General features: G+C 75.0%; 24 protein-coding genes. 9 read left to right on the top strand and 15 right to left on the bottom strand.

Translation table 11 applies throughout. The features are described from left to right. Positions 1 to 68: 68 nt before the first annotated feature. The 4 genes from BMY40_RS13130 to BMY40_RS13145 all read right to left on the bottom strand — a co-directional run bounded on the left by BMY40_RS13130 (position 69) and on the right by BMY40_RS13145 (position 4,231). Positions 69 to 1,265, bottom strand: a complete 1,197-nt coding sequence (locus tag BMY40_RS13130) for an argininosuccinate synthase domain-containing protein (protein WP_177213990.1) — start codon at positions 1,263 to 1,265, stop codon at positions 69 to 71. Positions 1,266 to 1,478: 213 nt separating this feature from the next. Continuing rightward, positions 1,479 to 2,507, bottom strand: a complete 1,029-nt coding sequence (locus tag BMY40_RS13135) for a helix-turn-helix transcriptional regulator (RefSeq protein ID WP_093658927.1) — start codon at positions 2,505 to 2,507, stop codon at positions 1,479 to 1,481. Between the two features lie 129 nt (positions 2,508 to 2,636). Continuing rightward, positions 2,637 to 3,263: a LysE family translocator gene (locus BMY40_RS13140; RefSeq protein WP_093658929.1), complete on the bottom strand. Its 627-nt coding sequence runs from the start codon at positions 3,261 to 3,263 to the stop codon at positions 2,637 to 2,639. Between the two features lie 182 nt (positions 3,264 to 3,445). Beyond that, positions 3,446 to 4,231 carry an SGNH/GDSL hydrolase family protein gene (locus tag BMY40_RS13145; RefSeq protein ID WP_093658931.1) on the bottom strand — a complete coding sequence of 262 codons (786 nt, stop codon included), beginning with the start codon at positions 4,229 to 4,231 and terminating at the stop codon, positions 3,446 to 3,448. A 248-nt stretch (positions 4,232 to 4,479) separates the two neighbouring features. Between BMY40_RS13145 and BMY40_RS13150 the strand changes: the two genes are divergently transcribed. Then, positions 4,480 to 5,310 (top strand): helix-turn-helix domain-containing protein, encoded by an 831-nt coding sequence (locus BMY40_RS13150; protein WP_093659191.1) that lies wholly within the window; start codon positions 4,480 to 4,482, stop codon positions 5,308 to 5,310. Then, the gene (locus BMY40_RS13155; protein WP_093658933.1) at positions 5,307 to 5,510 is read left to right on the top strand and encodes a DUF397 domain-containing protein; all 204 of its coding nucleotides are present in this window, start codon (positions 5,307 to 5,309) and stop codon (positions 5,508 to 5,510) included. Before BMY40_RS13150 ends, BMY40_RS13155 begins: the two co-directional genes overlap by 4 nt. Positions 5,511 to 5,532: 22 nt before the next feature. Here BMY40_RS13155 and BMY40_RS13160 read toward each other — a convergent pair whose 3' ends face one another. The 3 genes from BMY40_RS13160 to BMY40_RS13170 all read right to left on the bottom strand — a co-directional run bounded on the left by BMY40_RS13160 (position 5,533) and on the right by BMY40_RS13170 (position 9,155). Beyond that, entirely contained in the window at positions 5,533 to 6,012 is a 480-nt protein-coding gene (locus tag BMY40_RS13160) for a hypothetical protein (protein WP_143071769.1), read from the bottom strand. 78 nt (positions 6,013 to 6,090) lie between these two features. After that, positions 6,091 to 7,026: an aldo/keto reductase gene (locus tag BMY40_RS13165; protein WP_245770055.1), complete on the bottom strand. Its 936-nt coding sequence runs from the start codon at positions 7,024 to 7,026 to the stop codon at positions 6,091 to 6,093. After that, the gene (locus tag BMY40_RS13170) at positions 7,026 to 9,155 is read right to left on the bottom strand and encodes a HelD family protein (RefSeq protein ID WP_093659195.1); all 2,130 of its coding nucleotides are present in this window, start codon (positions 9,153 to 9,155) and stop codon (positions 7,026 to 7,028) included. Before BMY40_RS13170 ends, BMY40_RS13165 begins: the two co-directional genes overlap by 1 nt. 474 nt (positions 9,156 to 9,629) lie before the next feature. On the opposite strand from BMY40_RS13170, the gene BMY40_RS13175 reads away from it, so the two are divergent. Together BMY40_RS13175 and BMY40_RS13180 are read left to right on the top strand one after the other, a co-directional pair. Further along, on the top strand, positions 9,630 to 9,917 hold the full coding sequence (locus tag BMY40_RS13175) for a hypothetical protein (protein ID WP_425443103.1): 288 nt from the start codon (positions 9,630 to 9,632) through the stop codon (positions 9,915 to 9,917). A gap of 255 nt (positions 9,918 to 10,172) precedes the next feature. Beyond that, positions 10,173 to 11,351, top strand: a complete 1,179-nt coding sequence (locus tag BMY40_RS13180; RefSeq protein ID WP_425443109.1) for a glycosyltransferase 87 family protein — start codon at positions 10,173 to 10,175, stop codon at positions 11,349 to 11,351. Between the two features lie 16 nt (positions 11,352 to 11,367). On the opposite strand, the gene pip is transcribed toward BMY40_RS13180, so the two are convergent. Together pip and BMY40_RS13190 are read right to left on the bottom strand one after the other, a co-directional pair. After that, positions 11,368 to 12,348 (bottom strand): prolyl aminopeptidase, encoded by a 981-nt coding sequence (pip, locus tag BMY40_RS13185; protein ID WP_093658937.1) that lies wholly within the window; start codon positions 12,346 to 12,348, stop codon positions 11,368 to 11,370. 35 nt (positions 12,349 to 12,383) lie between these two features. After that, the gene (locus BMY40_RS13190) at positions 12,384 to 14,045 is read right to left on the bottom strand and encodes a DNA repair helicase XPB (protein ID WP_093658939.1); all 1,662 of its coding nucleotides are present in this window, start codon (positions 14,043 to 14,045) and stop codon (positions 12,384 to 12,386) included. Positions 14,046 to 14,229: 184 nt separating this feature from the next. Here BMY40_RS13190 and BMY40_RS27760 point away from each other — a divergent pair, with 184 nt between their 5' ends. After that, positions 14,230 to 14,421 (top strand): hypothetical protein, encoded by a 192-nt coding sequence (locus tag BMY40_RS27760; RefSeq protein ID WP_143071770.1) that lies wholly within the window; start codon positions 14,230 to 14,232, stop codon positions 14,419 to 14,421. Positions 14,422 to 14,434: 13 nt separating this feature from the next. On the opposite strand, the gene BMY40_RS13195 is transcribed toward BMY40_RS27760, so the two are convergent. Beyond that, positions 14,435 to 16,939: a helicase-associated domain-containing protein gene (locus BMY40_RS13195; protein ID WP_093659199.1), complete on the bottom strand. Its 2,505-nt coding sequence runs from the start codon at positions 16,937 to 16,939 to the stop codon at positions 14,435 to 14,437. Between the two features lie 107 nt (positions 16,940 to 17,046). Between BMY40_RS13195 and BMY40_RS13200 the strand changes: the two genes are divergently transcribed. Both BMY40_RS13200 and BMY40_RS13205 read left to right on the top strand, forming a co-directional pair. Continuing rightward, positions 17,047 to 18,084: a hypothetical protein gene (locus tag BMY40_RS13200; RefSeq protein ID WP_093658941.1), complete on the top strand. Its 1,038-nt coding sequence runs from the start codon at positions 17,047 to 17,049 to the stop codon at positions 18,082 to 18,084. A 100-nt stretch (positions 18,085 to 18,184) separates the two neighbouring features. Then, entirely contained in the window at positions 18,185 to 18,487 is a 303-nt protein-coding gene (locus BMY40_RS13205) for a hypothetical protein (RefSeq protein ID WP_093658943.1), read from the top strand. Positions 18,488 to 18,549: 62 nt separating this feature from the next. On the opposite strand, the gene BMY40_RS13210 is transcribed toward BMY40_RS13205, so the two are convergent. From BMY40_RS13210 to BMY40_RS13225, 4 genes are read right to left on the bottom strand one after another with little or no spacing between them, the layout of a single operon-like run. After that, the gene (locus BMY40_RS13210) at positions 18,550 to 19,530 is read right to left on the bottom strand and encodes an ABC transporter substrate-binding protein (protein WP_245770056.1); all 981 of its coding nucleotides are present in this window, start codon (positions 19,528 to 19,530) and stop codon (positions 18,550 to 18,552) included. Further along, positions 19,527 to 20,399: an ABC transporter ATP-binding protein gene (locus BMY40_RS13215; protein ID WP_093658945.1), complete on the bottom strand. Its 873-nt coding sequence runs from the start codon at positions 20,397 to 20,399 to the stop codon at positions 19,527 to 19,529. Before BMY40_RS13215 ends, BMY40_RS13210 begins: the two co-directional genes overlap by 4 nt. Further along, complete coding sequence (locus BMY40_RS13220) at positions 20,396 to 21,499, bottom strand: FecCD family ABC transporter permease (protein WP_093658947.1); 1,104 nt, start codon at positions 21,497 to 21,499, stop codon at positions 20,396 to 20,398. The genes BMY40_RS13215 and BMY40_RS13220 overlap by 4 nt, the downstream gene beginning before the upstream one ends. After that, the gene (locus tag BMY40_RS13225) at positions 21,496 to 22,557 is read right to left on the bottom strand and encodes a FecCD family ABC transporter permease (RefSeq protein WP_093658949.1); all 1,062 of its coding nucleotides are present in this window, start codon (positions 22,555 to 22,557) and stop codon (positions 21,496 to 21,498) included. The genes BMY40_RS13220 and BMY40_RS13225 overlap by 4 nt, the downstream gene beginning before the upstream one ends. Positions 22,558 to 22,720: 163 nt before the next feature. Here BMY40_RS13225 and BMY40_RS13230 point away from each other — a divergent pair, with 163 nt between their 5' ends. Further along, positions 22,721 to 23,338 (top strand): HAD family hydrolase, encoded by a 618-nt coding sequence (locus BMY40_RS13230; protein ID WP_093659203.1) that lies wholly within the window; start codon positions 22,721 to 22,723, stop codon positions 23,336 to 23,338. Positions 23,339 to 23,396: 58 nt separating this feature from the next. On the opposite strand, the gene BMY40_RS13235 is transcribed toward BMY40_RS13230, so the two are convergent. Beyond that, positions 23,397 to 23,639, bottom strand: coding sequence for a hypothetical protein (locus BMY40_RS13235; RefSeq protein WP_093658951.1), 243 nt, complete (start codon positions 23,637 to 23,639; stop codon positions 23,397 to 23,399). 250 nt (positions 23,640 to 23,889) lie between these two features. Between BMY40_RS13235 and BMY40_RS28950 the strand changes: the two genes are divergently transcribed. Further along, positions 23,890 to 24,273, top strand: a complete 384-nt coding sequence (locus BMY40_RS28950) for a cold-shock protein (protein WP_093658953.1) — start codon at positions 23,890 to 23,892, stop codon at positions 24,271 to 24,273. Position 24,274 lies beyond the last annotated feature (1 nt).

A 24,274-nucleotide genomic window follows, 5' to 3' on the forward strand; every position in this document is an offset into this window, starting at 1 on the left:
CTGTTCCCCTGTGAGCGAGTGGACGGGTGTGAGCGAGTGCGCGGGAAAGCGCGGAAGCCGCCCGCGGGTCATCCGGAGGCGGGCCCGGCGAGGGGCGCCGAGTCCCAGTTGTGGCCGCCTCCGCCGGTGAACCGGCGCTGCCGCAGGACGTCGGCGCCCCCGCCGATCTCCGGCAGCGCCCGCCCGACGACGCCGCCCTTGTAGAGGTCGAGCCGGACGGTGGCGTCGGCCGGGCCGGCGATCTCGGCCAGACCGGCCCGCGCCGCCCGGGCGGTACGGCCGTGCGCCGTCCCCTCGTAGACGCAGACGGCGAGCTGCCGGGCGAGGAACCGGGCGGTGTCCGCGGCGCCCCGGTCGGTGACCGTCTCGTAGGCGGCGCGCACCGCGTGCGACAGCAGCTCCATGCCCGGCGCCTCGTACACACCGCGGCACTTGGTGCCGTTGATGCGGTGCTCCACCACGTCGGTCAGGCCCAGCCCGTTCCGCCCGCCGACGGTGTTGGCCAGCTCCAGCAGCTCCTCCGGCGGCAGGCGGCGGCCGTCGAGGGCCACCGGGCGGCCGTGCTCGACGGTGACGGAGACCGTCTCCACCCGGTCCGGCGCCTGCCGGGGCGACACGCCCATCAGCCGTTCCAGGCCCGCCGCCGTGGTGCCCAGGTCCTCCAGGCCGGCGTCCTCGTGGGAGGTGCCCGCGAGGTTGCCGTCGACGGAGTGCTCCGCGGTGTTCCCCGGCATGCACACCAGGCCCGCCGAGGCGATGTGGCGGGCCATCGCCTCCCGGTCGGGCAGGGCGGCCAGCACCTCCGGGTCGCGCCAGGGGGCGAAGACCGCGAGGTCCGGCGCGAAGTGCGCGCCGTAGCGCTCGAAGCGGCGCTGGTCGTTGCCGCCGCCGACGCAGCCGTGCGCCAGTACGCCGGCGCCGGCCCGGCGCAGCTCGGGCACCACGCGCTCGACGATGACGGCCCGGGACAGGCCCGTGGTGTTCCAGTAGCCCCCGTCGTAGTGGGCCTGGAAGGCGACGACGTCGAGTGCCGCGTCGGCCATGGTGCGCCGGGCGTCCACCTCGTGCACCGGTATGCCGGCCGCGCGCACCGCGCCGGTGAACTCGCGGAAGTCCTTCTCCGGGCACTGGCCGATGTCGAGGACGAACGCCTCCACGTCGTATCCGCCGCCGTGCAGCCAGGAGGCCAGCGCGAGGGAGGAAAGCCCTCCGGAGAGGCAGATTCCGATCTTCCGCCGCTTCAGTTCGGACAGCGAGAGGTCCACCCATCCTCCAGGGGAGATGCGCCTGCGCCCCGGTATTCGCACCGGGCTGTGCGATACGGGGGACATGCTGTCCAACCCGCGCGGGCGGGGGGAAGTGAGCACCGCGGGGCATGATGCTGCAATGCGTAAACCTGAAGGCGTTGTACATGGGCGGAAACCGGGCCAACCCGGAACCGCCCGGCATCCCGCGCCGCGGTTCCGGGAGCACGCCGTTCAGCCGAACCGGGTGCGCCCGTCCGGCCGCTGGGATTCCAGGAGCCCGGACCGGGCGAGCAGGTAGCCCAGTTGGGCCCGGCTGCCGGCCCTGAAGTGGTCCGCGGCCCACTTGATGTGGTTGGCCACGGTGCGGGGGCTCACGCCCAGCCGGCTCCCGATCGCCTTGTCGGTGTGCCCCTCCACCATCAGGCGCAGTACGGCCCGCCGGGTCTGGGAGGTGAACGTGTGCGGCTGCCACCGGTCCGTGCCGCGGAAGACGGGCTCGGCCCGGTCCCACGCGCAGTCGAAGGCGTTCACCAGATAGCGCACGATCGCGGGGTGGCGCACGGACAGGGCCGCCGGCTGGTGCTCCTGCGCGGCGGGTATGAAGGCGACGGCGCCGTCGAAGACGGTGACCTGGCTGAACGCCTCGGCCAGTGTGCGCACCTCGGCGCCGGCCGCGGTGATCTTCTCCGCGTAGGCGAGCGTCGGGCCGTGGGAGCGCACGGTGTGCTGGTACAGCACCCGCTGCCGTACCCCCCTGGAGCACAGGTCCAGCGCCTCCGGCAGGGTGCGGGCCAGCGTCTCCTCACTCAGGCCGCCGCCCGGCTGGGCGGTCATCACATCGCTTCCGCAGGACCGGGCGGCCCGGCGCAGGGCCCGGTCGACGGCCTCCTCGCCGAGGAGCAGGTCCGCGGTGCGGTTGACCTCCCGGCCGATCTGCCGGTACGCCGCCTCCGCGCGGGCCAGCACCGACCGGACCGACCGCAGGGCCTGCTCCTGCTCCAGGATGGCCCGCTCGATCGGGCGCGCGAGCCTGGCGGCCGCGATGTCCGGCGGCACCGGGACCAGCGTCCCGGGGCTCTCCGGCGACCGGCGCAGCAGCCCCAGTTCCAGCAGGCATCCGGGCGCCTGCGCGGCGGGCGCGCTGCCCCGGGTCAGCGCCTGCCGGTAGAAGGCGTCGCCCTCGTCGCAGATGTCGGACCCCGGGCGGCCGGCCGTGGTCCCGGCCGTGCTGCCTGCCGTACCGGTCGTGACGGTGCACATGTGGCGCTCTTCCAGCTTCCAGGTCTTCGTCCCCTCCCCGCCCCGTACCGGGCCCGGCGCGTCCGCGGGGCGCCCGGTCGGTGGCGGCGGCGGGGAACGGCGGGGGACGGCGGGTCGGAGGGCGGTCGGTCAGGCGATGGCGACCTTGGCGGCGAGGCCGAGGAAGACGACGCCCGCCAGGCGGTTCAGCCAGGTGCCCGAGCCGGGCCGCTTGCGCAGCCGCTCCCCGATCCGGCCCGAGAGCAGCGCGATCACACAGTCGACCAGCAGTCCGATCACCGTGAACGTCACGCCCAGCGCCAGGAGTTGGAGGGCGGGACTTCCGGCGGAGGGCGTGACGAACTGCGGCAGGAAGGCGAGGTAGAAGATGATGATCTTGGGGTTGAGCAGGTTGACGATGGTCGCCCTGCGGAAGACCGTCATCGGCGGCGCGGCCGTGTGCTCTCCGTCGAAGGTCGTCCCGGAGGAGTCCCGCAGCGTGTGCCAGGCCAGGTAGAGCAGGTACACGGCCCCGGCGTAGCGGAGCACCTGGTACGCCGTCTCCGACGACTGGACGAGGGTGGCGACCCCCAGCGCGACCGCCAGGGTGTGGCAGGCCATACCGGCCGACATGCCGAGCGACGCCAGCAGACCCGCCCTGGTGCCCTGGCTGATGCCGTGGGTGAGGATGTAGACCATGTCGGGGCCGGGAGTGACGCAGATGACCAGCACCGCCATGACGAAGACCGTGTAGGACGCCAGTCCTAACCCGAACATGTTCCCCCTCTGATCCGGCCGACCGTTCGGAACCTAGACAGCCGGGCCGCTCCGCGCAACCGGTACCGGCCCGTCGGCGCGATCCCGTCCGCCGGCGGACGGGAGAAAGCGGGAGGAGGGGCCCGCCGCGTTTGGCCCCCCGCACCCGGGGCGCGGGGAGCCGGACGCGGGTGCGGACGCGCCTACGAGACGGCCGCCGAGAAGGCCGGCAGGTACCCCTTCTCGTGGCCCTCGGCCGTGGGGTGGATGTTGGTGGAGCTGATCCACGGGTCACTCGTGCAGATCTCGTGCCCGGCGAAGGCGGGACGGGCGTCCGCGAAGGCGAACCCGGCCGCGGCGGCGCGGCCGGCGATCACCTGGTTGAGCACGTCGGCGCCGTCGTTGATCGCAGTGCGCTTGCCCGAGCCCATGCTCAGGCAGAAGCCGCCCTCCTTGTAGAGGTAGGGGTAGCCCACGACGACGACCTCGGCGTTCGGCGCGCGGTCGCGGATGGTGGCGTACAGGGCGTCCAGTTCGCGGGGAAGCTCGTCGCGGGCGTAGTCGGCGGCCTCGTCCAGTCTCTGCTCGCAGGTCGCCTGCGAGGAGAGCATGCAGGTCAGCATGATGGAGGCGAAGCCGGAGTCGTTGCCGCCGATGCTGATGCTGACCAGCGTCGTGCTCCCGTCCAGATACCGCACCTGGTTGTTCAGCACGTCCGGGATCTTCGCCCCGCCGCAGGCGGCGAAGGTGAAGGACGCGGGTGCGGAGAGCCGCGCCCACCGGGCCGGGTAGGCGTTGCCGCTGCGGGTGCACAGCACGTCGGAGTAGTCTCCGGCACCGGTACCGGAGGAGTAGGAGTCGCCGAGGGCCACGTAGTTCTCCGCCGCGTTCTGCGTGGCGTTCCCGGCGGCTGAGGCGGGGGCGGCCGGTACGGCGAACGCCGTCGCCAGGGCCAGCAGGGCGGTGGTGAGGAGACGGGGGACGCGCATGGTTTCCTCCAGGAGACATGCACAGGGGTGTGAGGGGGCGTCACACCATTACCGCCCCGGACTGCTCCTGAAATCAGTGAAATCGCCGGTCTTGGCACTCGGGTGGGTGATGCGGTGCGGGTTCATGTGATCATGTGACGATTACGGAAAGGCTCCGGCTGTCACTGTGTGTGTCTACGCTGGGCGGGAGTTCGGCCACCGTGACCGACACGGCCGACGCGACCGTTCCGCGACAGGGGGATCCCGCCATGACCGAGCCCAGGCAACTCGACCCGTACGCCTCACCCAAGACCTTCTACGGCGCGGAACTGCGCCGCCTGCGCGAGGCGGCCGGGCTCACCCAGTCCCAGCTCGGCGAGCGCGCCTTCTGCTCCGGCACCTACGTCGGCCAGTTCGAGACGGCGGTGCGCCGCCCGCAGCCGGACACCTCCAGGCTGTTCGACGAGATCCTCGGCACCGGCGAACACCTGCAACGCCTGTGCCGGCTGGCCCGGGAGAACAAGTACCCCGACTACTTCGCCGACGCGGCGGAACTGGAGCAGATGGCGACGGAGATCAGCGAGTACGCGCCGATGCTGGTGCCGGGGCTGCTCCAGACCGAAGGCTATGCGCGGGCCATCACACGAACCGGTCTCCCTCTTGTGCCGGACGCGGAGGTGGAGGAGATCGTCCGAGCCCGTATGGGTCGCCAGCACGTTCTGGAGTCAGCCGGTCGGCCTCGGATGTGGGTGGTTGTCCATGAGGCGGTACTCCGGGTCCCCATGGGAGGTTCCGCCGTCATGCGGGAACAGTTGTGCCACATCGCTGACCTGATGCGCTCCCACACGGTCTTCGCCCAGGTGCTTCCCTTCGGTTCAGCGGCCGATGCCCCCGTGAACGGAATGCTGTCCGTGATGACCTTCGAGGACGCGCCGCTGACCGTGTATGTGGAGAACGCCCACACGGGCCAACTCATCGATGAACCGGCGCTGGTGGCGCGCTACCAGAAGTCATACGATCTGGTCAGGGCCGCCGCTTTGCCTCCGAAGGCGTCCCTGGCTCTGATCGAATCGGTGGCCGAGGAGTACACGACGCCATGAGCACCGCACACGACCTGAGCACGGCCGTCTGGCGCAAGTCCTCCTACAGCAATGCCGAAGGCGGAAGCTGCGTCGAGGTGGCCGACGGCCTCCCCGGCGTCGTGCCGGTCCGGGACAGCAAGGTTCCGGACGGGCCCGTGCTGGTCTTCCCGGCCGCCGGGTGGGCGGCGTTCACCGAGACGCTCAGGCGCCCGCGCTGACGGGCACGGACGCCTGAGCGGCCTACCGCTCGGCTCGCCGTTCCGCCGAGAAGTAGGCGTTGGACGCCGGAAGGAACATCAGCACGATGGTCCCGGCGACCAGCAGGTCCGGCAGGAGGTCGGTCAGCAGCAGGTCTCCGATACCGCCGCCCGCCGACCACCGGAAGCCGTCCGTGCTCAGGCTGTTGAGGAAGAAAAGCCCGCTGAGGACGCCGACGGCGGTGAGCGCGATCCGGGCACGTCCGTCGCCCGCGCGCATCTTGAAGCAGAACAGCAGCCACAGGGCGCCGAGGACGGCCAGGACAACGGCGGACACGGCGAGTTGCCGGGCCGCGCCGTCCCGCCCCAACTCGCCGCGCAGTTCCTCCAGCCCGGTGGGGGAGACGACGAACGAGCCCAGCACCCAGACCGCGACCTGCACGGCGAGCGCCGCGAGCGAGAGCGCGAAAGCCGCATCCACCTGCCTCGGACGCCCGGCCCGCCCCACTGTCACATCGGTCATCTCTCTCCCCTCTCCGCCGGATAGGACGGCCCCGCCGGGCCCGATGGTTGTCTCCGCGCCGGAACGGGCCGCGCGCGGTCAGTTCCGGGCCGCCGGAGGATCGAGGCGGGTCGTCTCGTCGTCCGTCAGCCGCAGCGCGCCCGCCGCGACGTTCTCCGCGAGGTGGTCCGGGTCGCCCGTGCCGGGGATGGCCAGGACGTGCGGGCCCTGCCCGAGCGTCCAGGCCAGCCGCACCTGCGCGGGCGTCGCGCCGTGCGCCCGGGCCACGGCGCGTACGGCCTCGTCCCCGGTCCCGCTTCCGTCCGCGCCCGCCTCGCGCCGCTTCCCGGCGATCGCGAAGAACGGCACGAACGCGATGCCCGACTCCCCGCACAGACGCAGCAGTTCGCGGTCTCCGGGCTCCGCGGCGCCCAGGCCGTAGGCGTTCTGCACGCACACCACCGGAGCGACGGACCGTGCCTCCGCCAGTTGTGCGGCCGTGGCGTTGGAGATGCCGAGGTGGCGTATGAGTCCGGCCTCGCGCAGCCGCGCCAGCGCGCCGAAGTGCTCGGCGATCGAGCCGTCCCTCCGGCTGGGCGGGACGCGCAGGTTGACCACGTCCAGGTGGTCCAGGCCGAGTTGGCGGATGTTCTCCTCGACCTGGCCGCGCAGTTGCTCGGGCCGGGCCCACCACCACTCACCCGACGGATCGCGCCCCGGCCAGACCTTGGTGGTGATGACCAGGTCGTCGGGGTAGGGGGCCAGCGCCCGGTTGATCAGCTCGTTGGCCGAACGGAGGGAGGAGAAGTAGAAGGCCGCGGTGTCGATGTGGTTCACGCCGAACTCGTGGACGGCGCGGCGCAGTACGGCGACCGCCCGGTCGCGGTCGCTGGGCGTGCCGTCGTGGAAGGCGCCGCTTCCCGTCAGCCGCATGGCCCCCAGGCCCATCCGGTTGACCGTAAGGTCGCCGAGCGTCCAGGTGCCGGCGGCGTCCGCGCGGGGGCGCGCCGCCCGGTGTTCCGTCAGATGTCCCATCAGGCGTTGCTCCCGTTGCTCCCGTCGCTCCCGTCGCGCAGCGGCTCGGGCAGGGGGGCCGCGTGGACGACGGTGAGGCCGGAGACCGCGCGGGTGAGGGAGACGTACAGGCGGCGCAGGCCGGTGCGCTCGTCCGGTTCGCCGTCGACGACGGCGGCCGGTTCGTCCAGGACCACGTGGTCGTACTCCAGGCCCTTGGCCAGTGTCGCCGGGACGAGGGTGAGGCGGGCGTCGGCGTCCGTCTCCGTCCCCGGGTCGAGGTGGGGGATGCCGGCGGCGTCCAGGGCCGCGGCCAGGGCCGGGACGCGGGCGTCGGCGGCGATCAGGCCGATCGAGCCCTCGCGCTCCAGCGCCTCGCGGCAGGCGTCCACCACCGCGCCGTCCAGCTCCTCCACCGCCACCGCCCGCACCCGCAGGGAACCCGCCGCGTCGCGGATCGAGGTCGCCTCGGACAGACCCGGCGCGATGTGCGGCAGCAGCCGGGAGGCGTACGCGATGACCTCGCGCGGCACGCGGAAGCCCCGGGTCAGCTCCTCCACCGCCGCGTCCGGCTTGCCCAGGTGGGACAGGGCCTCGGCCCAGCTCGCGGTCGCCCACGGCGTGGTGCCCTGCGCCAGGTCGCCCAGCACCGTCGCCGAGCCGGTGGTGCAGCGGCGGCCCACCGCCCGGTACTGCATGGGGGAGAGGTCCTGCGCCTCGTCCAGGACGACATGGCCGAGCGAGGGGGTGCGCCGCACCAGGTCGGCGGCCTCGTCGATCAGCACGGCGTCGGCGGCCGACCACTTCGCCGACCGCACCCCGCGCGGTGGCTTCGTCCACAGGATCGCCTTGCGCTCCTCCTCGGTGAGGATCCCCTCGGAGCACTCGGCCAGGAAGCCGTCGTCCGACAGCAGCCGCAGCACCAGCCTCACCGGATCGACCTCCGGCCACACGGCCTTGACCAGGGCCTTCACCGCCGCGTTGCGCGCCACCGCGTCCTGTACCCGGTCGTCGGGGGCCTCGCCGGAGCGCTCCATGCGCGTCAGCACGGCGTGCGCGACGCGCTGCGGCAGGGCCTCACGGGCGGCGCCGTAGCGGATGCCGCGCTCCAGCAGCTCGCGGACAATCTCCTCCAGCTCGTACGCCGGGACGCGCCAGCGGCGCGAGCCGCGGACGACGACGCACGGCTCGGCCGGCATCGTCACGCCCGAGCGGACCGCGCGGCGCAGCACCTCGGCCATGCGGGCGTCGCCCTTGATCCGGGCGGCCTCCGGGTCGTCCGTGCCGCGCACCTCCACGCCCGTCGCCTCGGTGACCAGGTCCTCCACGGTCGCCTGCCGCACCGCCAGCTCGCCCAGGGCCGGCAGGACCTGCTCGATGTAGCGCAGGAAGGACCGGTTGGGGCCGATGACCAGCGTCCCGGTGCGGGCCAGGCGCTCGCGGTGGGCGTAGAGCAGGTACGCCACGCGGTGCAGGCCGACGGCCGTCTTGCCGGTGCCCGGCGCGCCCTGGACGCACACGGTGCCGTCGACGCCGGTACGGACGATCTCGTCCTGCTCGGGCTGGATGGTGGCCACGATGTCGCGCATCGGGCCGACGCGCGGACGCTCGATCTCGCGCTTGAGCAGTGCGCTGGCCTTCTCGGCCTCGTCCGGGTCGGACAGCCGCTCGTCCTCGTACGCGGTCAGCTCGCCGCCGGTGTAGCCGAAGCGGCGGCGCAGGCCGACGCCCTGCGGGTCCTTCTTCGACGCGCGGTAGAAGGGCTGGGAGACGGGGGCGCGCCAGTCGACGACCATCGGGTCGCCGTCGGCGTCGTGGACGTGGCGGCGGCCGATGTAGTAGCGGGCCGCCTCCGGAGCGCCGTCCTCCGGGGCGGCGGGGGCGTCCGGGGCGGCGGAGGAGCCCGGAGGGCTCGGGAAGTCCGTGTAGTCCAGGCGGCCGAAGAACAGCGGGGTGTCGGCGAGGTCTGCGAGGGCCTCGATCCGGGCGTCGATCTGGCGCTGGAGCACCTCGGCGTTCACCCAGTTGGCGGTGACGTTCCGGATGTCGAGCGACTCGACGTCATGGCGCATGGCGCGCAGCGCGGTGCGCGAGGCGGCCAGGTGGGCGCGTTCGCGTTCGAGGGGGTCGAGCGTGCCGTGGTCGGGCATGCCGGGGGCGTGCGGGTCGGGAGCGTGCGCGGGCACGTTGCTGGCCTCCTGCGGAAAGCGCGCACGGCGGCGGCACGGCGAGCCGCTCGGGCGTGCGGCCGCGCCGCACGCCGGGTGCGGTGGACGACAGGGTCGGAGGGGACCGCGTACGCCGACGGGGCCGGCGGGCCGGCGGAAGCCGACCGGAGCACGGCCGCCGGGGGCGCGGTCCGCCGGCCGGTACCGACCGGCCGACTCCTCCCCGGCGGCACGGCGGCACGGCGGCACGCGGGCATGCGGAACGCATGCCATGCGGTGCCGTGGCGCGGGAGGCGGGAGACGCGTGATTCTAGCCCCGCTCGTCCCGGTGGGCGAACGGGTTTCCCCCGTACGCGGGGAAGGAGGACGGGCCGGGTTGCGGGCGGAGGAAAGCCGTGGTGAGACCTAGGATGGATATGGACCAATAGGGCGAAACGACTGCAAACCCGTGGAGTCATGAACAGCACCCCCATTCCTCCCCAGACATCCGGCGGCCGGGCCTCGGGCGCCACCGCGCTCGCCGCGCTCGACGCACGGAGCGGCGACGGCGGCCACCGTCACCGCCGGCACCTGCTGGGCGACGCCGTCCGGGCGATCTCCGTCTTCGCCGCCGCGGCGTTCGACGTCGCGGTCCTCGGCGACTACGCGGAGGCGCGAGAAGAGGACCGGGAGCAGGACCCGGTGCACAAACGGGACCACGGGAGGCGCGAGGGCAGAGCGCACGAGCCCGCGCCCCGCGCCTGACACCGGCCGGGCGCACCGGACCGTCGGTTAGGGTCGCTCCGCGGCGGCGACCGCAGAGGATCGCAGGACGACCGTCGACCGACGGACCGGAACCCAGGAGGTGGCCGAGTGCCGACCGCGCCCACACCCGACACCGGCACCGGCACCGGTGGCGACCTTGGTACCGACCCCGGCGCCGGACGCCCGGCCCGCACCGCGCGTGACGGCCGCACCGCACGTGACGGCCGTACCGGCCGTACCGCTGCCCGCGCCCGGATACGCGGCGCGCTCGGCGCGCCCGGCGACCGCCGCACCCGCGCGGCCGCCACCGCCCTGCTCGCGCTCTCCCTCGCCGCGCTCGCGGCGGTCTGCGCGGCGCAGCCCAGCTTCCTGGTGGACGTGCTCGTCTACCGCGCCGAGGGGCAGGCCGTCGTCGAGGGGCGCGACCTGTACGGCTTCACCGTCACCGAGTGGGACCTGCCCGCCACCTACCCGCCCTTCGCCGCGCTGCTGTTCGTCCCCACCGCCCTGCTGCCCCTGCCCGCCGTCCAGGCCCTCTTCGCGGCCGGCAACGTCGTGCTGCTCGCCCTGCTGGTCCACCTCTCCCTGCGCCTGGCCGGACGGCGGACCTCCCCGGCGCTCCTGATCGCCGCCACGGCGCTCGGCCTGTGGCTGGAGCCGGTCTTCCAGACCATGGTCTTCGGGCAGATCAACCTCGTCCTGGCCTGCCTGGTCCTGTGGGACCTCGGCCGCCCGGACGGCGCCCGCGGCAAGGGCCTGGCCATCGGCGTCGCGGCCGGGATCAAGCTCACCCCCGCGATCTTCGCCGTCCATCTGCTGCTGACCGGCCGGATCCGGGCCGGACTGACGGCGCTGGCGGGCTTCGCGGGGACGGCGGCGCTCGGCGCGGCCGTCCTGCCGGGCGCGAGCGTGGAGTTCTGGACGCGGCGGATGTTCGAGACCGGCCGCGTCGGCAAGGCGTGGATCGTCGACAACCAGTCCCTCCAGGGGATGATCGCCCGCCTCCTGCACACCCCCGAGCCCGGCCTGTGGTGGGCGGCCCCCGCGGCCGTCGCCGGCCTGCTGGGGCTGTGGCTGGCCCGCCGTGCTCACCTGCGCGGACGGGAGAGCTGGGGGGTGCTGGCCGTAGCGGGCACGGCGGTGCTGGTCTCGCCGATCAGCTGGTCCCACCACTGGGTGTGGTGCGTGCCGCTGCTCGCCGTCATGGCGGCCGCCGCCGGACCGGGCCGCCGGTGGCCGCTGTACGCCGCGGCCGCCGTCGCCGTGCTCTTCACGGCCCGCACGCACTGGCTCGTCCCCCACTCCGGCGACCTCGACCTCCACCTGCCCTGGTGGCAGCAGCCCCTCGCCTCCCCGTACGCGCCCCTGGCCCTGGCCCTGACGGCGTACGCGGCGTGGCGCCTGCGACGGGAGGGCCCCCGGCCCACCGGATGACGCCCCGGCAACGCCGTCACCGCGCCGCGAAGCGGTCCAGCGCGTCCAGGACGCGGGTGCGGGTGGTGGCGCCGCCGAGGTGGCCCTCGGCGGCGACGGCGGTCAGCTCCGCGTCCGGCCAGGCGCGGGACAGCTCCCACGCGGTGTCGAGCGGGCTGCTCAGATCGGCCCGGCCGTGGATCAGCACGCCCGGGACGCCCGCCAGCCGCCCCGCGCCGCGCAGCAGTGCGCCCTCCTCCAGCCACGCGCCGTGGGAGAAGTAGTGCGCGCAGATCCGTGCCAGGGCCACCCGGGCGGCCGAGGGGCGGCCGCCGTACGGGCTCGCGGCGCCGCTGCCGCCGCCCGTCTCGCCGGACAGGACGGCGTCCTCCCAGGCGCACCAGTCGGCCGCGGCCCGCTCGCGCACCGCCGCGTCGGGATGCTCCAGCAGGCGCGCGTACGCCCCGAGCAGCTCGGGCGTGGCCGCGTCGCGCGGTACGCCGGGCCCGGCCCCCGCGCGGAAGCGCTCCCACTCCCCGGGGAAGAAGCGGGCCACGCCCCGGTAGAGCCAGTCGATCTCCGAACGCCGGGTGGTGGTCACACCGGAGATCACGATGTGCGACACCCGCTCCGGATGCCGCTGGGCGTAGGCGAGAATCAGCGTGGAACCCCACGATCCGCCGTACAGCAGCCAGCGGTCGACGCCCAGGTGCTCGCGCAGCCGCTCCATGTCGGCGACCAGGTGCCAGGTGGTGTTGTGCCGCAGGCCGGCGGCCGGGTCGCTCGCGTGCGGGGTGCTGCGGCCGCAGCCGCGCTGGTCGAACAGCACCACCCGGTACCGCCCGGGGTCGAAGAGGCGGCGCGCCCCCTGCCCGCACCCCGAACCCGGCCCGCCGTGGACGACGGCGGCGGGCCTGCCGTCCGGGTTGCCGCACACCTCCCAGTACAGGCGGTGGCCGTCGCCGACGTCGAGCATGCCGCTCTCGTACGGCTCGGCCGGCGGGTACGGCTCGCGCATCTCCCGGCCCCCTCGTTCCGCGGTGGAACGCGAGGCTAGCCCACCTCGTCCGGCTCCTCGTCGCCCGCCAGCAGCTCGGAGGCGTCCACGATGCGGTAGGCGTAGCCCTGCTCGGCCAGGAAGCGCTGGCGGTGGGCCGCGAAGTCCTGGTCGACGGTGTCGCGGGCGACGACCGAATAGAAGCGGGCCTCGTGGCCGTCCGCCTTCGGGCGCAGCACGCGGCCCAGGCGCTGGGCCTCCTCCTGGCGGGAGCCGAAGGTGCCCGACACCTGGATGGCGACGGTGGCCTCGGGCAGGTCGATGGAGAAGTTGGCCACCTTGGAGACCACCAGCACCGACAGCTCGCCCGCGCGGAAGGCGTCGAACAGCTTCTCGCGCTGCGCGTTGCCGGTGTCGCCCTTGATCACGGGCGCGCCCAGGTGCTCGCCCAGCTCGTCGAGCTGGTCGATGTACTGGCCGATGACGAGCGTCTGCTGCCCGGCGTGGCGGCGCACCAGCGCCTCGGTGACGCGCTGCTTGGAGGCGGTGGTGGAGCAGAAGCGGTACTTCTCGTCCGACTCGGCCGTCGCGTACGCCAGCCGCTCGGACTCGGTGAGGTCCACCCGGACCTCCACGCAGTCGGCCGGGGCGATGTAGCCCTGCGCCTCGATCTCCTTCCATGGCGCGTCGAAGCGCTTGGGGCCGATGAGGGAGAAGACGTCGGACTCGCGGCCGTCCTCGCGCACCAGCGTGGCCGTCAGGCCGATGCGGCGGCGGGCCTGGAGGTCGGCGGTGAACTTGAACACCGGCGCCGGCAGCAGGTGCACCTCGTCGTAGACGATCAGGCCCCAGTCGCGGGAGTCGAACAGCTCCAGGTGCGGGTACACGCCCTTCCGCTTCGTCGTGAGTACCTGGTACGTGGCGATGGTGACCGGGCGGATCTCCTTCTTCGCGCCGCTGTACTCGCCGACCTCGCTCTCCGTCAGCGAGGTGCGCCGCACCAGCTCGCTCTTCCACTGGCGGGCGGAGACGGTGTTGGTCACCAGGATCAGCGTGGTGGCCTTCGCCGTGGCCATCGCGCCCGCGCCCACCAGCGTCTTGCCCGCGCCGCAGGGCAGCACGACGACGCCGGAGCCGCCGTGCCAGAAGTTCTCCACGGCCTGCCTCTGGTACGGGCGCAGCGCCCAGCCGTCCTCGTCCAGCTCGATCGGGTGCGCCTCGCCGTCCACGTAGCCGGCCAGGTCCTCGGCGGGCCAGCCCAGCTTGAGCAGCGCCTGCTTGATCTGGCCGCGCTCGGAGGGGTGCACGGCGACGGTGTCGGGGTCGATGCGGGCGCCGACCAGCGGCTGGATCCGCTTGGAGCGCAGGATCTCCTCCAGCACCGGCCGGTCGGAGGACTCCAGGACCAGCCCGTGCACGGGGTGCTTGAGCAGCCGCAGCCGGCCGTAGCGGTCCATCGTCTCGGCCACGTCCACCAGCAGCGCGTGCGGCACCGGGTAGCGGGAGTAGGTGACCAGGGCGTCGACGACCTGCTCGGCGTCGTGACCGGCGGCGCGGGCGTTCCACAGACCCAGCGGGGTGAGCCGGTAGGTGTGGATGTGCTCGGGGGCCCGCTCCAGCTCGGCGAAGGGCGCGATGGCGCGGCGGCAGTCGTCGGCCTGCTCGTGGTCGACCTCCAGCAGCAGGGTCTTGTCGCTCTGGACGATCAGGCAGGACACGCGCACCTCCAGCGATCGGATCGTCGTGTGACGGGCGCACACGCCGAATGGAAGAGTCTACTTTTTCCGGGCGCGCAGCGGCGTGCCGGAGCACCGGGCGGCCCCCGGCGGGGGCCCTTCGGCCCTCCTCCGTGGGCCGTCCCGTCCGTGTGAGGGACGGCCCGCGGCGCCTACGCTGCCGGTCATGGATGCGATCCGGATCAGGCGGACACGGCGTGCGGAGGGCTGCGGTATGGACGGCTATGTGAAGTGGGCGGGCAGGGTGGCGGCGACCGCCGGGGCGGTCGCCGCGCTCGCCGGGGCCTGGGCGGCGATCGCCGGGGCGGTGGCGGCCACCAACGGCGCGAAGGCGGCGCGGAGGGCCGCGCGGCGGTGAACGCGGTGGCGGGTCACGCCCGGCCCGCCGTTTCCGCCGGGCCGTCCGGGGCCCCCGCGTCCGCCGCGCCCGTGATGCGGTGCAGCGGGTAGGTGCGGACCTCCTCGGCGGTGTGGTCGTACGCCGTGACGAGGCCGCCCTCGACGCGGACGGGTTCGACGACGCGCTGACCGGCGGTGCCGTCGGCGTCCACGTGGCCGATCCACACCGGCGTCCCGCGGCGGGCGGCGGCACGCAGGACGGCCAGGGTGTCGGCCGCGGGGGTGCGCGGCGGTGGGCCGCCGGGAGCGGCCGGGACGGGGCGGCGGGGCCGGGGCGGGGCGCCCCCGGCCGCCACGTCGCCCGAGCGGATGGCGCGTACGGCCGCGGCCAGCAGCGGGGCGCCGGGGTCGGGCGGGCCGTCCGGCACCGGCTCGGGCGCGGTGCGCGGCGGTGTGCGCAGGGCGTCGGCGCGGTGGACCACCACGTCGCCCTCGGCGGACTCGGCGGCCGGCGCGTACCCCATCGCGCGCAGCCGCTCCAGCAGGGTGGCCGGGTCCGCCTGGGCGGCCAGCACCGTCGGCGCCAGCAGCCGCAGGCCCAGGGAGGCGGCACGGCGGTCGGCGGCGATCTCGGCGAGCAGCGTGTCGTCGTCGCAGCGGACGTAGGAGCCTGCCGCGCCCACCCGCAGCCGCCCGTGCCGCCGCGCCACGTCGTCGATCAGGTACGCCAGCGGCTGCGGGACGGGCGTACGGGAGTGGGCGGCCAGGAAGGAGTGCAGGTCGCCGGCGCTGTGGCCCGCGTCGAGGGCGCGGCGCACCGACTCGGGGGTGAAGCGGTAGACCGTCGCGCCGCCCTTGGACTCCACGTCGGCCAGGGTGTTCAGCGTCTCGGCCAGGTGGCGGCGGAGCGGCCCCGGAGCCACGGCCGTCAGGTCGGCCTGGAGCAGGACGTGGTCCAGCGGCTCGGGCAGGAGGGGGGCCAGGAGGGAGGCGGCGGTGTCCGCCGGACCCGCGGTGTCCGGACCGGCCGTTTCGGGTTCCGGACCGGCCGTGTCCGGGTCGGCGGCGCTCCCGTCCAGCAGGGGCCGCGCGTACGAGGTCAGTGCGCCGCGGCCCGTCACGCCCAGCAGCTCCGCCTCCGTCAGCGTCCACCGCACGATCCGGCCGCGCAGCTCCGCGCCGCCGCGCAGCGGGCACTCCCAGTCCAGCCGGGCGGCCACCGCGTCGGCCTCCGGGGCCGTCCCCGCGGGTTCGGCGGCCAGCAGGCCCAGGGTGCGGCGGCGCAGCTCGGGCGCGGGACCGCGGTCCAGGCCGGGGCCGAGCGCGCCGAGCGTCCGGCTGCGCGCGTCGCGCCCGCCGACCAGCCCGGCCAGCCGGGTGGCCGCCAGCCAGGCGCGGGCCAGGCGCGTCCAGCGCCGCTCGGGCGGCTCCTCCAGCCACGCGTCGTAGGCGGGGGTGGGCGCGTACCGCTCGCCCTCCTCGCCGTCGGAGGCCAGCAGCCCGGCGGCGTAGGCCAGTTCGATCCAGAAGGCGGCGACCGGCTCGGACACGTCGAGCGCGACGGCGGTGCGCTTGAGGTCCCGTACGCCCAGGCCGCCCGCGCGCAGCACCGGCGGCGCGCCGGCGTCCGTGCTCCACAGCTCCAGCAGCTCCTCGACGGCCGCCAGCGCCGCCAGCGCCTGCCCCGCCCCGGCGGAGTCCGCCACCGCCGGTGTGCGGGCGCGGCCGGGCCCGACGGGCGGCGGCAGCGGCTCCAGGCGGCGGTGGGCGCGGCCGCCGCGCAGATGCAGGGCCACCTCCCGGGGCAGTACGACCGTGCGGGGCGCGGCCGGCAGCAGCAGGGCGCGGTCCAGCAGCCAGCGGACCGGAGGGGAGGGGACCTCGGAGACCTCGCCGTAGGGCGGACCCCACATCAGCTTGGCGAGCATGGCCCGCGCCTCCTCGGGAGCCTGTCCCAGCAGGGCGTCCATCCGCTCCCGGTCGCCGAAGAGGGAGGCCAGGGACTCCAGCGCGCTCACCGGGTCGTGGGTGGTGGGCAGCCCGGCGGCGGTCAGGATCTCCTGGAGGCGGCCGGGCGACATCCCCGCGGTGGCCTCGGCCAGGGACGGGCCCAGGCCGGTGGGGGAAGGACGCGACGCGGACGGGGCGAGCAGCTCGCGGGCGGTGCGCACCAGCCGCAGCCGGTCGTCGCCGCCCCAGACGAGGGCCCGCTCGCGCAGCAGGCCCAGCGCGCGCGGCAGTTCTTCCTCGCCGCCCGGCAGCAGGGCGGCCAGCTCCCCGTACGGGGAGGGGTCGGGGGCCACGGCCAGCGCCTCGGCGGCCTGGAGGGCGAAGCGGTCCAGCCGCTCCAGCGCCCGCAGCACCGAGGGACGGGCGCCCGCGCGGGTGGCGAGCTGGGAGAGGTCGCCGGGGACGGGCGAGAGCAGGTCCGGACGCGCCCGCAGCAGAGCGGCGAGCGCGTCGTCGGTGCGGGAGCGCAGCTCGTCGGCGAGCGTGCGGGGGGCCGCTCGGCGCTCTGCTGCGGGCTCTGTCGTCATCCGTACCACGGTACCGGCAGCCTGTGGACGAGCGGTTCCGCGCGCGGGCGGTGCGGGTACGGTCGTTGCGTACGGATGCCAGGGACCAGTAGCCGCTGAGGTGTCGGGTGGGGATCGAGAGCGAACAGCTGGTCTTCGACTATCTGAGCCGGATCGGCGATCTGGCGCACGGCACGGCCATGACGGCCGCCGAGCGGGCGCGTCTGGTGGCCGGGGTGCGCGCCGACATCGAACGGCGCCGCGCCGAGGCGGGCGGCGCGCACACCGCGGCCGGGGTGCGCCGGATCCTGGACGGCATCGGGCGGCCGGAGGACGTGGTCGCGGGCGCGGGCGTCTCCGTGCCGCAGCCCAGGGAGCACCGGCCCGTGGAGCACCGGCCCGCGCGGGGGACCCCGGAGGGCGGGCGGGCCCCGGGAGGCGGCGGCCCGCCGCCGAAGCCGCCGAGACCGTCGAAGCCGTCGACCGCCGCCTCGCCGCCCCATCTCGCACCCGCCCACGAGCTGGGCCCCGGGGAGAGCGACCCCGACTGGTGGCGCAAGGGGCCGGGCGCCCCCCGGTACGCGCCGGGCGGCCGGCGGCCGGTCGGCGGCTTCGACGGCGGGATCGAGCTGCCGGAGGTGCTCGAACAGCCGCCGGACCCGGAGAAGGAGGAGGAGGCGCGGCGGAAGGCGGAGACGGCGGAGGCCGCCGACGCCGAAGCGGCCGGCGGGGCCCCGGCCGCACCCGGGCGGAACCGGTGGGCGCGCCTGCTGCGCCCGCGTACGGCCGGGGCGGCGGGCGGCGCTCCGCGTACGGCCCGCGTGCCGCGCGCCGGCGGCGCCGTGGAGCTGGCGGCCGCCGCCCTGCTGGTGGCGGGCGCGGTCATGGGCTCGCTGATCCCGCTGGGCCTGGGCTGGCTGGCCGCCTGGTGGTCGCCCCGGCTGAGCCGCCGGGAGGCCAAGTGGGCGGTGGCGGTCGTGCCCGGTACGGTCGCGGCCGCCGCGCTGGTGTGGCTGTGGGGCCGCACCGAGGGCCGCTGGGGAGAGCCGGTGGCGAAGGGCGCGCTGGGTGAGGCGATCACCGCCTCCTGGCCCTGGGCGCTGCGCGCCGCGGCCGTCGCCAGCGCCCTCTACCTGCTGTGGCGGGCGCGCAGGCCGAAGGGGTAGCCGCCGCGCGCGCCGCCCGCGGCCGGTGGGGGTGTTGCCACGAGCGGAACCACGTGCGGAACCACGTGCGGAACCACGAGCGGGAGAGGGGGGATGCGCGGTGCCGGACGCGATCGCGTGGCTGTTCACGGCCGTCGCCGTGGCGGTCGCGGTCTGCGGGGCGGTGGAGCTCGTCACCGGCTGGATCATGCCGTGGGAGCGGGACCGCGTCCTGCGCCCGGTGCCCCACGGGATCGGCCTGCTGCTCCTGGGCGGGGGCCTCCTCTGCCTCGTGGGGGCGGTCTCCTTCGCCGCGCCGCCCGGCGGTGTCCTCCCGGAGATGCTCGCGGCGGGCGCCGCGCTCTTCGTCGCCGGCGCCGCCCTCAGGGGTGCGGCGTCCTTTCCGGACCGGGGCGGCCGCTGACCGGCGGCCGCCCCGGCCGCGGAGAGACCGGAGACCTGGGGCCGGAGACCTGAGGCCGGAGATCAGCCCTCGGAGCCGCCGGAATCCCTGGTGAGCAGTTCCTTCATCTCGTCCAGGATCGTGTCTGCGGCCGTGTAGCCGATGCCCTGGATCCAGGTCTCGTCGTCCACGCGGTGGGCGCGGCCGTTCTCCACCGCCTCCATGCTCTTCCACAGCGCGCCGCCGACGGCCTTGTCCTCGCCGGACTTCGCCGGGTCGCCGTAGGAGGTGTAGAAGACGACGTCCGCGTCGCCCTGGTCGACCTTCTCCGGGCTGACGTCGACCGAGAAGCCGTCGGGGGCCTTGTCGGCGATGGCCGGGCGGCTCACGCCGATGTCGGCGAGGATCGAGCCGATGTAGTTCTGCCTGCCGTAGACGCGGGTGTCGGCTCCCTCGACGAAGCGGACGACGCTCACCGTCAGCTTCCGGGCCTCCTTCCGGCCGCCGAGCGCCTCGGTGACCTCGGCCGTCTTCACCTCGTACGCGTCGATGACCTTCTCCGCCTCCTCCTGCCGGTTGAGGGCGTTGGCGTGGATCAGGAAGTTCTCCTTCCAGGGGGCGCCGGTGGACTCGGTGAAGACGGTCGGGGCGATCTTCGACAGCTCGTCGTAGCGGTCCTTGTCGCGGATGTCGCTGCCCAGGATCAGGTCCGGCTTGAGCGCCGCGATCCTCTCCAGGTTGGGCGCGGCGATGTTGCCGACGTTCTCGATGCCCTCGACCTTCTCCTCCGGCAGGTACTTCAGGAAGCCGGAGGCCACGTCGGAGCGGGTGGAGCCGACGGGCTTGACGCCCAGGGTTATGGCCGAGTCCAGCTCCGCGGTGTCGAGGACGACCACGCGCTCGGGGTCGGCGGGGACCTGCACCTCCCCGTGGGCGGTCATGACCGTCCGGGTCTCCCCGGCGGTGTCGTTCCCGGAGCCGCCGCAGGCGGACAGGGCGAGGGCGAGGACGGGGGCCAGCGCGGCGGCACCGGCGGCGGTCGTACGGCGGCGGGTGAGGGTCACGGGGAAGCCTTTCGCGTGCTGACGGGAACGGTTGCGGGAGCGGGCGCGCCGGGGACGACGAGGGGGCCGCCCGTCACCGGGTCGGGCACCACCACGGCCTCCAGGCCGAAGACCTCGCGGACCAGCGCGGCGGTGACGGTCTTCGCGGGCGGGCCCTGCGCGACGATCCGGCCCCCGCGCATCGCGACGAGGTGGTCGGCGTAGCGGGCGGCCTGGTTGAGGTCGTGCAGAACCATCACGACCGTGCGGCCCCGCTCCCGGTTGAGCCGCCGCACCAGGTCGAGGACCTCCACCTGGTGGGCGATGTCGAGGTACGTCGTCGGCTCGTCGAGCAGCAGCAGCCCGGTCTCCTGGGCGAGCGCCATGGCGATCCACACGCGCTGCCGCTGTCCGCCCGACAGCTCGTCCACGGCGCGGTCGGCCAGCTCGGTGACGCCGGTGCCGTCCATGGCGTCGGTGACGGCCCGCTCGTCGGCCTCCGACCACTGCTGCCACCAGCGCTGGTGGGGCTGGCGGCCCCGGGCGACGAGGTCGGCGACGGTGATCGCCTCGGGCGCGACCGGCGCCTGGGGGAGCAGCCCGAGGGATCGGGCGACCGCGCGGGTGGGTACGCGGTCCAGCTCCCGGCCGTCCAGCAGCACCGCGCCGCGCCGGGGCCGCAGCAGCCGGCCCAGCGCCCGCAGCAGGGTGGACTTGCCGCAGGCGTTGGGGCCGACGACGACGGTGACGCGGCCGTCCGGCACGTCGAGGTCGAGGCCGTCGACGACCGTGCGGCTCTCGTAGGCGAGGGTCAGGTCCCGGGCCGACAGCCGGCTCGCGGGCGCGTCCGGCCCGTCGGCCGCCGCGGGTGCGGTCGTGGTGTCCGTCATGGTCTTCCTCCGGTACGGCCGCGGGCGATCAGCCAGACGAGGTAGGGGGCCCCGATCGCGGCCGTCAGCACCCCGACCGGCAGCTCCACCGGCGCCAGGATCCTGCGGGCCAGCAGATCGCCGAGGGTGACGACGAGGGCGCCCAGCAGGGCCGTGGCGAGCAGCGGGATCTGCGCGGTGCGCGTCAGGCGGCGGGCGATCTGCGGGGAGAGCAGCGCCACGAAGTCCACCGGTCCGGCCGCTCCGGTGGCCACCGAGGCCAGGACGACGCCGGTGGCCGTCAGCCCCAGCCGCACGCGGCCCAGCCGTACGCCCAGGGCGGTGGCGGTGTCGTCGTCCAGCGCCGCCCGGCGCAGGGCGCGGGCGCACCACAGCACGGCGGGCAGCGCGGCCAGCAGCGCCCAGCCCAGGGGCGCTGCCTGCTCCCAGCCTCGCCCGTTGAGCGAGCCGGTCATCCACACCTGGGCCTGCTGGGCGGCGAGGAAGTCGCCCTTGGTCATGAACAGCTGGGTGACCGAGCGCAGCGCGACGGAGAAACCCAGGCCGATCAGGACGAAGCGGGCCGCGCCGAGGCCGCGCCGCCAGGCGAAGACGTAGACCAGCGCGGCGGCGAGCATCCCGCCCGCCACGGAGAGGTAGGGCAGCAGGGCGTACGAGGTCAGGCCGAAGGTCATCGCGCCGACGGTCACGGCCGCGGCGCCGTGGGTGACGCCGATGATCTCCGGGCTGGCCAGGGGGTTGCGGGCGACGGTCTGGATCAGTCCGCCCGCCACCCCGAGCGCGGCGCCCACCATCAGCCCGAGGACCACGCGCGGCAGCCGCAGCGTGCCCACGACCAGTTCGTCCGGCGACGGCAGCCCCAGCAGCACCCGTACCACCTCGGAGGGCGCGGTGGCGGTCTCGCCGAGGCAGAGCGAAGCGACGACGGCCGCGGCCAGCGCGGCGGCGAGGGCGGCCGTCACCGCCGCCGACCGGCGGTGGAGCAGGAACGAGGCGCGCCCGCGGCGCACCAGGCCGTACCCCGGGGGTCTGGCCGGCGCCCCGCGGCCCGGCGTCCCGCGGCGGGCGGGCGTCTCGCGTACGGTGCCGGGCGCGGTCACGGCCCCACCGCCTTCCCGGCCCTGCCGCGCACCAGCGCCACCAGGAACGGCACGCCGATCAGCGCCGTCATCACGCCCGCCGGCACCTCGCCCGGCGGCACCACGATCCGCCCGGCCACGTCCGACACCAGCAGCACCACCGGGCCCAGCAGCGCGGTCGTGGGCAGCAGCCAGCGGTGGTCGGAGCCGACGAGGGCGCGGGCCAGATGGGGGACGGCCAGGCCGACGAAGGCGATGGGACCGGCGGCGGCTACCCCGGCGCCGGTCAGGACGGTGGCCCCGAGGCCGCCGGTGATCCGTACGGCCGCGGTGTTCTGCCCCAGGCCCCTGGCCATGTCCTCGCCCAGCGCCAGGGCGTCCAGGCCGCGCGCGACGGCCAGCACCAGCAGCGCGCCCGTCGCCAGGAACGGCAGGACCTGCCCGATCACCTCCGTGTCGCGCCCGGCGACCGAGCCGACCTGCCAGAAGCGGAACTCGTCCAGGGCCGCGGCCCGTGTCGTCAGCACCCCCGCCACCACCGAGTACAGCAGCGCGTTGACGGCGGCCCCGGCCAGTGCCAGGCGTACCGGCGTGGCCCCCTCGCGGCCCCGCGCGGCGATCGCGTAGACGGCCGCCCCCGCCGCGCCCGCACCCGCGAAGGCGAACCAGACGTACCCGGAGAGCGTGTGCACCCCGGCGAAGGCGATGGCCAGTACGACGCCCAGCGCCGCGCCCTGGCTGACACCGAGGATGCCGGGCTCGGCGATCGGGTTGCGGGTCAGGCCCTGCATCACGCAGCCGGCCAGCCCGAGCGCGGCGCCGACCAGCACCGCCAGCAGGGTGCGCGGGGCGCGCATGGTCCGCACCACCTGGGCGGCGGGGCCGTCGCCGCCGTGCACCAGCGCCTCGTAGACCGCGCCCGGCGCGATGGCGCGGCTGCCGACGGCCAGGCTCAGCAGCACGGCCAGGGCGAGGGCGACCGAGACCGCGGCCACCGCGCCCAGTCGGCGGGCCGCCCGCGCGCGGTGCGGGCCGGCCGCCGGCCGGCCGGGCACGGCGGGGGCTGGGGCAGCGGGCATCTGAGACCTCGGACGGTGTGCGGGCGGATGGACGGGTGGACGGACGGGCCGACGGGCGGACAGGACAGGACACAGCCGGTTCCGCGTCACGGAAGCCGCGGAACCGGCCAGATCAGGTTAGGTGAACCTAACCACCTATGTCACGGAGTGCACAATGTGGGACATGGCTTCTCGTGCGGTGACGGTCGGCTTCGACCTGGACATGACGTTGATCGACTCGCGCCCCGGCATCCGGGCGACCTATCTGGCCCTGGCCGCCGAGACCGGCACGTACATCGACGCCGACCTCGCCGTCACCCGCCTCGGGCCGCCGCTGGAGGTCGAGCTGGCGCACTGGTTCCCCGAGGAGGCGATCGACGAGGTCGGCGCGCGCTACCGCGAGCTGTACGTGAGCCACGCCATCGAGCCGACCGTGCCCATGCCCGGTGCCCGGGAGGCGGTGGAGGCGGTCCGGCGGACGGGCGGTACGGCGATCGTGGTCACCGCCAAGCACGAGCCCAACGCCAAGCTCCACCTCGACCACCTGGGCATCGAGCCGGACGCGGTGATCGGCTGGCTGTGGGCCGAGGCCAAGGCGGAGGCGCTGGTCGAGCACGGCGCGGGCGTCTACGTCGGGGACCACCTGGGCGACGTGCGCGGGGCGCGCGCGGCCGGGGCCCTGTCGGTGGCGGTGCCGACGGGCCCGTGCGGCGCGGCGGAGCTGCGGGAGGCGGGGGCCGATGTGGTGCTGGAGGACCTGACGGCCTTCCCCGCCTGGCTGGAGGCGTACGCGGCGGCCTGAACCGCGTCGGCCCGAGCCGCGGCCGTCGCGGCCGCGGCCGTATGCGTCGCGCCCTCCGCTACCGGCGGGCCGCCTCGCGCGCCTGGCGGCGCTGCACCGCGATCGACCGCAGCACCCCGGCGCCGGCGACGGCGAAGCCGACGCCCATCAGCATGCTGACGAGGTACGCGGCCGTGGGCAGCGGGTCGGATCCGAGGAACAGGGGCGTGATGGTCGCGAGAGTGGCCACCGCGCCGACGACGAAGACGACGGCGCCGATGCGGACGAGCAGATCTCCCGCGCGGGACGTTTCACTGGTCACCGGGACAGGGTAGTTCCGTGTGAAGACACGCGCGGGACACGGGGGAGGCGGTTCCGGGGCGCCTTGTCACCGGGGAGCGGATCATTAGTCTTGGTGACGGCGGGTCATGCGGCCCGCCGCGTTCCTGTGCGGAACCGCTGCCTTTCAAGAAGTCTTGCTTTCCCGACAGTTTCCCCGACAGTTCTCCCGAGATTTTCCCGACAGGACGTAGCCCGGTTCATCCGGACGAATGACGAGGACGAGGACAGACGTGCCTACCGGCAAGGTCAAGTGGTTCAACAGTGAGAAGGGTTTCGGCTTCCTCTCACGCGACGACGGCGGTGATGTCTTCGTGCATTCGTCGGTGCTCCCGTCCGGGGTGGACACGCTGCGGCCCGGCCAGCGCGTCGAGTTCGGGGTCGTCGCGGGCCAGCGCGGTGACCAGGCCCTCTCGGTCACCCTGCTGGACCCGGCCCCCTCCGTGGCCGCCGCCCAGCGCCGCAAGCCGGACGAGCTGGCGTCGATCGTGCAGGACCTCACCACCCTGCTGGACGGGGTCGCACAGCAGCTGGAGCGGGGCCGCTACCCCGACCGCCAGCACGGCCACAAGATCGCGGGCATGCTCCGCATCGTGGCCGACCAGCTCGACGTCTGAC

The organism is Streptomyces radiopugnans, assembly GCF_900110735.1.
Taxonomy (GTDB): Bacteria; Actinomycetota; Actinomycetes; order Streptomycetales; family Streptomycetaceae; genus Streptomyces; species Streptomyces radiopugnans.